General features: G+C 57.6%; 6 protein-coding genes. 5 read left to right on the top strand and 1 reads right to left on the bottom strand.

The annotated features are described in order from the left end of the window. The first annotated feature begins 52 nt into the window (after nucleotides 1–52). The 5 genes from pepN to AAHA41_RS14225 all read left to right on the top strand — a co-directional run bounded on the left by pepN (nucleotide 53) and on the right by AAHA41_RS14225 (nucleotide 9,823). On the top strand, nucleotides 53–2,677 hold the full coding sequence (pepN, locus tag AAHA41_RS14245; protein ID WP_323070205.1) for an aminopeptidase N: 2,625 nt from the start codon (nucleotides 53–55) through the stop codon (nucleotides 2,675–2,677). Nucleotides 2,678–2,770: 93 nt separating this feature from the next. Continuing rightward, the gene (locus AAHA41_RS14240; RefSeq protein ID WP_041207791.1) at nucleotides 2,771–2,992 is read left to right on the top strand and encodes a DUF2835 domain-containing protein; all 222 of its coding nucleotides are present in this window, start codon (nucleotides 2,771–2,773) and stop codon (nucleotides 2,990–2,992) included. A gap of 278 nt (nucleotides 2,993–3,270) precedes the next feature. Then, the gene (locus AAHA41_RS14235; RefSeq protein WP_323070204.1) at nucleotides 3,271–8,109 is read left to right on the top strand and encodes an NAD-glutamate dehydrogenase; all 4,839 of its coding nucleotides are present in this window, start codon (nucleotides 3,271–3,273) and stop codon (nucleotides 8,107–8,109) included. A 77-nt stretch (nucleotides 8,110–8,186) separates the two neighbouring features. Beyond that, entirely contained in the window at nucleotides 8,187–9,197 is a 1,011-nt protein-coding gene (pyrD, locus tag AAHA41_RS14230) for a quinone-dependent dihydroorotate dehydrogenase (RefSeq protein WP_033113539.1), read from the top strand. A gap of 89 nt (nucleotides 9,198–9,286) precedes the next feature. Continuing rightward, entirely contained in the window at nucleotides 9,287–9,823 is a 537-nt protein-coding gene (locus AAHA41_RS14225) for a cell division protein ZapC (protein WP_043850785.1), read from the top strand. A gap of 237 nt (nucleotides 9,824–10,060) precedes the next feature. Here AAHA41_RS14225 and AAHA41_RS14220 read toward each other — a convergent pair whose 3' ends face one another. Further along, nucleotides 10,061–11,692, bottom strand: coding sequence for a methyl-accepting chemotaxis protein (locus AAHA41_RS14220; RefSeq protein ID WP_323070203.1), 1,632 nt, complete (start codon nucleotides 11,690–11,692; stop codon nucleotides 10,061–10,063). Nucleotides 11,693–11,745: the final 53 nt, after the last annotated feature.

Below are 11,745 nucleotides of genomic sequence, written 5' to 3'. Positions count from 1 at the left end.
TTGGTTGTGACAGCCTCTTTCTCGCCTTTAACAAGCGTGGAAGCAGACAATAATGAACGATCACTCCCAGGCCATGACGGCCAAATATCGTCAGGACTATCAGGCACCGCTCTACTGGATCGACACCATCGACCTCGATTTCCAGCTGCAGGAGCCACAGACCCGGGTCACTGCCATTACCCGCATCCGCCGCAACGGCGAGCACAATGCGCCGCTGGTACTGGATGGTGAGCAGCTGACGCTAGAGAGCATCGCCATCGATGGCATCCCCTGCGAACACTACGAGCAGGGCGAGAGCTCCCTGACCATCTTCAATCTGCCCGCCGAGTGCGTGCTGACCATCGTCACCCTGCTGGATCCGGCCGTCAACACCGCGCTGGAAGGGCTCTACAAATCGGGTGATGCCTACTGTACCCAGTGTGAAGCGGAGGGCTTTCGCCGCATTACCTACTATCTGGATCGCCCCGACATTCTGGCGCGCTACAGCACCCGCATCACCGCCGACAAAGCCAAATATCCCTTCCTGCTCTCCAACGGCAACAAGGTAGATAGTGGCGATCTGGGCGACGGCCGCCATTTCGTGCAGTGGCAGGATCCGTTCCCCAAGCCCAGCTACCTGTTTGCCCTGGTAGCCGGTGATTTCGACGTGGAACGCAACCATTACGTCACCAAAAGCGGTCGCAAGGTGGCTCTTGAGATCTTCGTCGACAAAGGCAATCTGGATCGCGCCGGTTTCGCCATGGAGAGCCTCATCAACTCCATGCGCTGGGACGAGCAGCGCTTTGGTCTCGAGTATGATCTCGACATCTACATGGTCGTTGCAGTGGACTTCTTCAACATGGGCGCCATGGAGAACAAGGGGCTGAATATCTTCAACTCCCGTTTCGTACTGGCCAACCCGGCGACCGCCACCGACAACGACTACAACGATATCGAACGGGTGATCGGTCACGAATATTTCCATAACTGGACCGGCAACCGCGTTACCTGCCGTGACTGGTTCCAGCTCAGCCTGAAAGAGGGGTTGACGGTGTTCCGGGATCAGGAGTTCTCCTCTGATCTGGGCTCTCGTGGCGTCAACCGCATCGACAACGTGCGCACCATGCGCGGGCCGCAGTTTGCCGAAGACGCGGGCCCCATGGCACACCCCATCCGTCCGGATGTGGTGATCGAGATGAACAACTTCTACACCCTGACCGTCTATGAGAAAGGGTCGGAAGTGATCCGCATGATGCACACCCTGCTGGGTGAGACCGCCTTCCTGGCGGGTATGCGCCTCTACTTCGAGCGTCATGATGGCTCGGCGGCCACCTGCGATGATTTCGTGCAGGCGATGGAGGATGCCTCCGGGGTTGATCTCGGCCGTTTCCGCCGCTGGTACAGCCAGTCCGGCACTCCGGAACTCACCGTGACCGACGAGTACGATGCCGCGAGCGGTGTTTACCGTCTGCACGTGAGCCAGCACACCCCGCCGACTCAGGATCAACCGCAAAAGCTGCCGCTGCACATTCCACTCGATATCGAACTCTATGACGAGCAGGGCGCCGTTATTGCGCTGCAGTATCAGGGCAAGGCCATCGGCAACGTGCTCGACGTGCTGGAAGCAGAGCAGACCTTCGTGTTCGATCAGGTGCCGGTCAAGCCGGTTCCTTCCCTGCTGCGGGACTTCTCCGCGCCGGTCAAGCTGCACTTTGATTACAGTGATGAGGCGCTGGCCTTCCTGATGCGCCATGCCCGCAACGAATTTGCCCGCTGGGATGCAGCCCAGATGCTGATCAACAAGGCAGTTATCGAAGGGGTAGCCCGGGTGCAGCACGGACAGGGGGTTGAGCTCTCCCAAACCCTGCTGGCAGCCTTTATCGCCATTCTGGAAGATGCCGAACTCGATCCGGCGCTTAAAGCGGAGATCCTGAACCTGCCGGGTGAGGCGACCCTGGCCGAACTGTTTGAGGTGGCGGATATCGATGCCATCCATCAGGTGCGCAACGAGATCACCACCTCGCTGGCGCAAGCCTTTGGCGCCCAGCTGCTGGTGACCTACGAGAGCCTTCATCTGCCGGGTTATCAGGTGGTGCATGCCGACATGGCCAAACGCGCGCTCAAGAGCGTGGTGCTCGGCTATCTGGCGGCCCTCGATGCCGGCAGTGCCGACCTGCTGGTGCGCCAACAATATGCCGCCGCCGACAACATGACCGACACTCTGGCTGCGTTGCAGGTAGCAAACAGCTATCTGTTGCCGTGCCGCTCCGAGCTGCTTGCCGATTTCGAAGGCAAGTGGGCTAGGGATGGTCTGGTGCTGGATAACTGGCTGCGTCTGGTGGGTAGCAAGCCGGCGGAAGATGTGCTGGAGGAGGTGCAGCAGGCGATGGCTCACCCGACCTTCAGCATTCGCAACCCGAACCGTCTGCGAGCGCTGGTCGGCAGCTTTGCCATGAACAACCAGGTGCAGTTCCACGCCATCGATGGTCGCGGCTATCGCTTCCTGACCGACCTGCTGATCGAGCTCAACGAGGTCAACCCGCAGGTCGCTTCCCGCCTCATCACCCCGCTTATCCAGTTCAAGCGACTCGATGAGGGGCGCAAGGCGCTGATCCGTGCCGAGCTGACCCGCCTGGCCAACCTCGAAGGGTTGGCGCGGGATCTGTTCGAAAAAGTGAGCAAGGCGCTGCAGCAGTAACATTGACGGGGCAGGGGAGTGTCATCCTTTGCCCCGTTTTTTGATCCTCTCTGCTTGCCAGCGGGGTAAACAGGGCATCTATCGGGAGTAAACGTGAAGCAATTTACCTTTCGGCTGTCGCTGAGCAGTGACGAGGTGATGTTGATGTATCAGGGGCACGCCCGACGGCTGGTGGTGCGCAGTGAACAGGGGCTGACCATCGAGCTTGGCATCGATAAAATCCGGCCTTTTGTCGCTATCAGCGGGGTACATGGCTATTTTCGCCTCAAAACGCAGGACGATTATCGCTTTATCAGCCTCGAACGCATAAGTTAACAAAAAACGAACAGTTTACCGACTGATTATCTGATTTTGCTCACTATCTATCCGGAAAAGTGGCACAAAGGCAGTGGGAATTTCTGTTTTTTTGCCTGTTGGCAAAATATCTCACAGTTTAAGCCGTGATCTGCACCTTGTTTTTAACAGTCCGTTAGCATCTTCTCTCGCCTTCCTTGATCCCAGCCATTACACTTCGCAACAACTCTGCACCAGCGGGTAACCAGGGTGGTTGCCTCTGCGTCGGTGGTTAATGTCGTCCGATAAGGAATATAAAAATGGCATTGAAAGACGCCCCTACCTCAGTTCTGCTCGAAAACGTTCTCGGCCTGATCCATCAAAAACTGCCCAAGAAGAGTGCCTCTCTGGTCGAATGCTTCGTGGCCAAGTTTTACGGCAACATGGCGAGCTCCGACATGCATGATCGCAACGACAGCGATCTCTACGGTGCGGCGCTTAGCCTCTGGAATGCCCTCAATCAGCGTAGCGGCACCGAACCCTATATCCGGGTCTACAACCCCGAGCTGACCCGCCATGGCTGGCAGTCTCCCCACACTATCGTCGAGGTGATCCTGCAGGATTCCCCCTTCCTGGTGGACTCCATCCGGATGGCGCTCAAGCGTCTCAATATCACCGCCCACATGATGCTGCACCAGCCGCTGCACCTGATCCGCGGCGAAGAGGGCAAGATCAGCGCCATTCTGGATCTCGACAATACCGACGGGCAGACATCGGTCGAAACCGCCTTCCTCATCGAAATCGATCACCTTACCAGCGAAGCGCAGATGGAAGCGTTGGCAGCCGAGCTCAAATCCGTGGCTGGCGAAGTTGCGCTGGCTGTCGGCGACTGGCAGCCGATGCTGGCCAAGCTCAATGAAATCATCGACGAGCTGCCAAAGCGCAACCATCCGGTGAGTCAGGAGGAGGTCAACTCCTGCATCGCGTTTCTCAAATGGGTAGCTGCCCATAACTTCACCCTGATGGGCTATCGCCGCTACGACGTCAAGGCGGTGGAGGGGGATCACGAGATCCTGCCGCAGGCCAGTTCCAGCCTCGGACTGATGAAGAACTCCATCAAGGATGAGGGACAGCGTCTTGGCAATATGCCGGCCAGCGCCCGTCACGCAGCGCTGAGTCAGGATCTGCTGATCCTCACCAAATCCAACAGCAAATCCCGTGTTCATCGCCCGGCCTATGTGGATTACATCGGCATCAAGCGCTTCGACGAGCATGGCAAGGTAGTGGGGGAAGATCGCTTCATCGGTCTGTATGCCTCCTCCATCTACAACACCAGTGCGACCCAGATCCCGCTCATCAGCCACCGTCTCGAGCGCATCATGGCCTCCTCCGGCCATGAGAAGGGCTCCCACGCCTACAAGGCGCTGCTGAACGTGCTGGAAACCTACCCCCGTGACGAGCTGATCCAGGCCCGCGAAGAGGAGCTGCTGGCTACCGGTCTGGGTGTGCTGGAGATGCAGGAGCGGGACATGCTGCGCCTGTTTGTGCGCCGTGATGTCTATGGCCGCTTCTTCTCCTGCATGGTTTATGTCACCAAGGAGCGCTACAACACCGCGCTGCGGATCAAGACCCAGCAGATCCTGCAACAATATTTCGGCAGCAGCGAAGAGGTGGAGTTCAACGTCTACTTCACCGAGGGCGTGCTGGCACGGACTCACTACATAGTGCGGGTTAACAACAACAACGTGGATGTGGATGTGAACGAAGTACAGAACAACCTGATTGAAGCGGCCCGCAGCTGGGACGACAGACTCGACTCCGTGCTGCTCTCCCACTATGGCGAAGCGCGCGGCAACGAACTGCGTCGTCGTTTCAGCACCGCCTTCCCCCGCGCTTACAAGGAAGATGTGCTGCCGGGCTCTGCCGTGGCCGACATCATGGCGCTGGACAACCTGAGTGAAGCTGAGCCACTCGGCATGTTGTTCTACCGCGCTCAGGAAGAGGAGAACGATCGCCGGGTACGCCTCAAGCTGTTCCACCGCACCGAACCTATCCACCTCTCCGACGTGTTGCCGATGCTGGAGAACATGGGGCTGCGTGTTATTGGCGAGACACCCTATCAGGTGCGTACTCCGGCGGGCGAGCTGTTCTGGATCCTCGACTTCTCCATGCTGCTGCACAGCGATCAGCCGTTCGATCTGGAGCAGAGCCAGCAGCGCTTCCAGGAAGCCTTCGCGGCCATCTGGAACAAGCAGCTGGAAGATGATGGCTTCAACCGACTGGTGCTGGGTGCGGGTCTCACTGGCCGTCAGGTCTCGGTGTTGCGCGCCTATGCCAAATACATGCGCCAGACTGGCGTCTCCTTCAGCCAGTCCTATATCGAAGAGACCCTGACCCGCTATCCCGATATCGCCGGCCTGCTGTTTGGACTTTTCGAGCAGCGTCTCAATCCGGCCATGACCCGCAATGCGGAAACCGGGGCCAGACTGCATGAGGAGCTCGCCGCCAAGCTGGATCAGGTGGCTAACCTCGATGACGATCGCATCATTCGCCGCTATGTGGAGATGATCGACGCCACCCTGCGCACCAACTACTACCAGCTGGACAAGGCAGGCAACATCAAGCCCTACATCTCCTTCAAGCTGGCGCCATCCAGCATCACCGACATGCCGCTGCCGCTGCCCAAGTTCGAGATCTTTGTCTACTCGCCACGAGTGGAAGGGGTGCATCTGCGCTGGGGCAAGGTAGCCCGTGGCGGCCTGCGCTGGTCCGATCGCAAGGAGGACTTCCGGACTGAAGTGCTGGGTCTGGTCAAAGCCCAGCAGGTGAAGAACACCGTCATCGTGCCGGTGGGGGCCAAGGGGGGCTTCTACTGCAAGCAGATGCCGGCGGGGGCCCCTCGCGCCGTTATTCAGGAAGAGGGCAAGGCCTGCTATCGCCTGTTTATCCGCGGTCTGCTCGATGTGACCGACAACATCATCGCCGGCGAAGTGATCCCGCCCAGGGATGTGGTGCGTCACGACGAGGATGACTACTACCTGGTGGTTGCCGCCGACAAGGGGACGGCCACCTTCTCCGATATCGCCAACGAAATCAGCCTGGAGTATGGCCACTGGCTGGGTGACGCGTTCGCCTCCGGCGGTTCGGTCGGTTATGACCACAAGAAGATGGGCATCACTGCGCGCGGCGCCTGGGAGTCGGTCAAGCGCCACTTCCGCGAGCTGGGTATCAACTGCCAGACCACCGATTTTACCTGCGTCGGGATCGGCGACATGGCGGGCGACGTGTTTGGCAACGGCATGCTGCTCTCCGAGCACACCCGACTGGTGGGCGCGTTCAACCACATGCACATCTTCGTCGACCCCAACCCGGATTCGGCCAGGAGCTTTGTCGAGCGCAAGCGTCTGTTCGAGCTGCCGACCTCGACCTGGGATGACTACGACAAGAGCCTGATCTCGGCAGGGGGCGGCATCTTCCTGCGCTCGGCCAAGTCCATCAAGCTCAGCCCCGAGATGCAGACCCTGCTCGGTACCGACAAGGCCAACATGGCGCCGAACGAGCTGATCAAGGCACTGCTTTGCCTGAATGTCGACTTGCTGTGGAATGGCGGTATCGGCACCTACGTGAAGAGCGCCCGCGAGAGCGACGCCGAGGTCGGTGATCGCAGCAACGATGCACTGCGGGTCAATGGCCGCGATCTGCGTGCCCGCATCGTGGGTGAGGGCGGCAACCTCGGCTTTACCCAGCTTGGCCGGGTGGAGTACGCCAGTCAGGGCGGCCGCATCAATACCGATTTTACCGACAACGTGGGCGGCGTGGACTGCTCCGATAACGAGGTGAACATCAAGATCCTGCTGAACCAGTTGGTGGCAGCCGGGGATATGACCCTCAAGCAGCGTAACCAGATGCTCTACGAGATGACCGACGATGTGGCGCAGATTGTCATCACCAACGCCTATCGCCAGTCCCAGTCCATCTCGGTCACCAGCTTCCGCGGCTCTGAACAACTCAAAGAGCAGCAGCGCTTTATTCAGGGGCTGGAGCGGGAAGGCAAGCTCGACCGAGCTTTGGAGTTCCTGCCATCCGATGAGGAGCTCTCCGAGCGGATGGCGGCGGGGCAGGGGCTGACCCGACCCGAGCTGGCGGTGCTGGTGGCGTACGGCAAGATGGTTCTGAAAGAGCAGCTCAACTGCCCGGAAGTGACCGACGAGCCGTTCTTGGCCAACATGCTGGTCACCAGCTTCCCGCCCAAGCTGCAGCAGCAGTTCGGTGCGGCACTGGCCCAGCATCCGCTGCGTGGCGAGATAATTGCGACCCGGGTCGCCAACATGCTGGTCAATGACATGGGGCTTAACTTCGCCAGCCGGATGAAAGACGAGACCGGAGCCTCGGTCGCTGAAGTGGCCTGCTGCTTTGCCATGGCCCGCGAGGTGTTTGGCATGAACCGGCTGTGGCGCGATATCGAAGGGTGCGACAACCTGGTGGGGGCAGAGACCCAGCTCGAGCTGATGTTCTACAGCCGTCGCATTGTGCGCCGCGCCACCCGCTGGTTCCTGCGCGCTCGCAACCGCAGCTGGAGTATCAGCGAGAACATCGCCTTCTTCCGTCCGGCCTTCGAAACCCTGAGTCAGCATCTCTATGAGGTCATGGATGAGAGCGAAGTAGCCGAGCACAAGCTGGCAGTGCAGAAGCTGGTGGAGAAACAGGTGCCGGAGGCCATCGCCCGTCAGGTCGCTCATATGAGCAGCCTCTTCTCCACTCTGGATCTGGCCCAGATTGCCGCGGAGCACAAGACCGACATCCTGCGCGCCGCCAACGTCTACTATCGCCTTGGCGCCAAGCTGGACCTGCACTGGTTCCTCGACCAGATCAACCATCAGCCGGTGGGCAACCACTGGCAGGCGATGGCGCGGGCCTCCTTCCGCGAAGATTTGGACTGGCAGCAGCGCAGTCTCACTTCCGTGGTACTGGAAGGGTGCAAAGATCAGGGAGAATGCGCTACCATACTGGCCGACTGGATTTCGGAGCATGAACAACTCTTGTCCCGTTGGACCCACATGTTGGCCGACTTCAAGACCACCAGCACTCACGAGTTCGCCAAGTTCTCGGTGGCCTTGCGAGAGTTGAACCTGCTCCAGTTGAATTGTCGGGCACTTTAATTGCCGGATTAAGGCATGACACCGACATTACACCCAAAGCCCCGGCCAGTTGCCGGGGCTTTCTTTAAGGAGCAAAGATGTTGTACCCCATCGCCAGGCATTTCCTGTTCAAACTCAATCCGGAACAGGCTCACGATCTCTCCATGAAATATTTGCCCCGCCTTCTCGGTACGCCACTCGATTGTTTCTTCCGCCAGAATTTGCCGAAACGCCCCGTCACTGTCATGGGGCTTTCTTTTGCCAACCCGGTGGGGTTGGCGGCCGGTCTGGATAAAGATGGGGAGTGTATTGATGCATTGGGGGCCATGGGATTCGGCTTTATCGAAGTAGGTACCGTTACCCCCAGACCGCAAAGCGGCAATGACAAACCGCGCCTGTTCCGGGTTATTCCGGCAGAGGGGATCATCAACCGGATGGGATTCAACAACAAGGGGGTTGATCATCTGGTAGCGCGGGTAAAAGAGGCCAAATATCAGGGGGTAATTGGCATCAATATCGGCAAAAACAAAGATACCCCCATCGAGCAGGGCAAGGATGATTACCTCTTCTGCATGGACAAGGTGTATGACCATGCCGGTTATATCGCCGTCAATATCTCTTCTCCCAACACCCCGGGTTTGCGTTCGCTGCAATATGGCGAGGCGCTCGATGAATTGCTCGCCGCACTGAAAACCCGCCAGCAGGAACTGGCCGCCCAATATAAAAAGTATGTGCCGCTGGCGGTAAAAATTGCGCCGGATTTGAGCTTCGAGGAAATAGATCAGGTTGCCGCTTCGCTGGTTCGCAATGGCATCGATGGGGTCATCGCCACCAATACCACCCTCGAGCGCGAGATGATTTACGACATGCCCCATGCCGGTGAGGCGGGTGGCCTGAGTGGTCGTCCGCTGCAGCACAAGAGCACCGAGGTGATCCGTCATCTGGCCAAAGCGCTTGATGGCGCTCTGCCAATTATCGGGGTCGGTGGTATCGATAGTGCCATGGCGGCGCGGGAAAAATTGGCTGCCGGAGCCAGTCTGGTACAAATTTATAGCGGTTTTATTTATAAAGGGCCGGGTCTGGTCAAAGAGATTGTGACCAATATTTAAGAAATAGTTGGGGAGCCCTTTATTTGACGTTGCTGATTTCCTGCATATGGAATAAAGTCAACTGGTAATTATCAAGTAAGGGCTCCCGCATGCTTATCCAACCGACCGATAGCTGGCAATGGCACTATGATGCCCAGAATGACCGTCTGATGTTGGACCTGTCTGATAACATGCTATTTGCCACCGAATATAAAGGGCGGCAATTGGTACCCAGTTCATTTACCACCCAGCCTTTTTGTGTCGATGATGCGGCACTCTATTATCAATTGATGGATAAAGCGGCAGAACTGGCGTGGAGTATTCCTCATCAGGTCCAGTTGGTGCTTAATGCCATCGCAGTGAGCCGTTTTTATAAACCCCTGATGCCACAAAGCTGGTTTTTTGGTGAACAGCACCCGGTTATATCGCCACAAAATGGCGATCTGGTCTGGATGAATACGCCCCACGGCAGAGGGGAATTTATGGTCATTGAAGCGGGTGAACAGGCGAGTGTCTGCATGAACCTGACTCAGGATTTTGTACTGACAACCAGCAAAACCTTGTCCCGTTTTGGCGTTATCAAGGTGATGAACAACCGGATGACCCCTCGTATTGTCCTGACCGAGCAATATCGTCAGGTCAGCTGAAAGCGGCGCCCTGTCGCCGCCATTCTCAGTTCCATTTATTTGCCTCTATTTCCTCACATTCTTACCCCGTCATCTGTTTATATTTCAGTTTCCCCAGAGAGTGATGCCGCCGTTGCCTGGCAAATGGCTTGATTGCGTGTCTGGAAATCGAGACGGGGCGTTGCCCTGAGTGAAGTTGAAATAAAAAAGTGGCGGGACTGCCCGCCACTTTGCATCTGATCTTGTTGTTATCCAGTTTTACACCTTGAAGAAGCGGATCCCCTCGTCGAGCTGTTTGATGATGTCGGTCAGCTGGGAGGCATCGTGGTTGACGCTCTCGGCGGCCGAGACGTTTTCCAGCGACATCTGGGTGATCTCCTCGACCGACTGGGCGATCAGCTGGCTGGCTGCCGCCTGCTCATGCAGCATGGAACTGATCTCCTGAATAAGGCCCACTACCTTGCGGGAGCTCTGATCGACCTGCGCCATGGTGTGGCTGGAGTTGTCGGTAGTCTCGCGTACCGTGCCCATGCTGTCGGAGCAGGCGTTCATTCCCTTGACCGCGCCGGTTGCACCCTGCTGGATTGACTGGAGCATCTCGTTGATCTCCTGGGTGGCCTGTGTGGTGCGGGCCGCCAGCGTACGCACCTCATCGGCAACGACCGCAAAGCCGCGGCCCATGTCGCCTGCCCGGGCGGCCTCGATAGCCGCGTTGAGCGCCAGCAGGTTGGTCTGATCGGCGACCCCCTGGATCATCACCGAGATCTGGCTGATGCGAGTGATGTCATCAAACAATCCCTGTACCTGTTTGGCGGAATCGTTGACCGCATTGGTAACGCGCACCACCTCCTGTGACGCCCGCTTGACCTGTTCCTCACCGGCATGAGCGATTTCACCGGACTCCATTACCACGCTGTTGGCCTGATTGGCAAAGGAGGAGAGCTGGGAGACCGAGGTGGTCAGCTCTTCTACCGATGCGGCTGTGTTGGCGGTCGCCAGTGATTGCTGCTGGGAGCTGGTGTTGACTTGCTGCGCTGCGGCAACCAGCTGGGAGGAGCTGGCGCTGAGCCCTTCGGCGGCATGCTGCATGGTGGATACGATGTTGCGCAGGCTGCGGCGGGCGTTACCCATGGAGATCTGCATCTGGGTGATCTCGTCTTGCCCGTCACGATTATCACTGCCAGTGAGATAACCGGCGGCCAATTGTTTCAATTCTTCCATGATGTTGCCAAGCGGCAGGTTGATGCTCTGGCTAAGCAGCCAGCCAAGCACTACCGAGAGGGCGACTGATATTGTGATGATGGTGTAGGTTGCAGTGGAGATATCGGCAACGATCACGTCGCTATCGTCATAGGCTTGTTTAGCCAGCCCCTGGTTGATATCTACCAGCTTGCTGAGCAGGTCATCGGCGACCTGAAAGGTCGCGGCTGCTTCCCCCTTCATCAATTTGACGGCGGTGTCGTTATCATTGGCGTAGCTGGCTGCCATCGCTTTTTTGGCCGCCTCTTTGTAAAGGGGCCAGGCGCGATCAAAATCTGCCAGCACCACTTTTTCCGGTTCGGTCAGTTCGGTCGCTCGATATTGGTTGAGCAGCTCGTTCATCTTCTGCTCGTAGCCATCCATTTTATGAGAGATGGCATCCATGCCCGGTTTGGTTGGCTCAATCACATAATCAAACAGGGAGCGGTTGTGATAAATAGCCTGCATATTGGCGTTGGAGAGATCCTTTATCGGGACCAGCATGTTGAGATACATGTCATTCAACATGTCGTTGACGGTTGCAGTATTTTGCTTGCCGTAAAATCCCACCCCGATCAGGATCAGGTTGACTAGCAAAAAGGCGAGCATCAGTCGCATTTTTATCGATACAAGACGGATCAGATTTATCATATAGAGCCTCATGCTGATGTATTTGCATTCCATGCCGAAATTACACGACACCT

It is taken from the genome of Aeromonas sp. SER (assembly GCF_038739615.1).
Classification (GTDB): Bacteria; Pseudomonadota; Gammaproteobacteria; order Enterobacterales; family Aeromonadaceae; genus Aeromonas; species Aeromonas jandaei.
The sequence above is the reverse complement of the archived record's forward strand: the minus strand, read 5'-3'. Positions and strand labels throughout refer to the sequence as shown.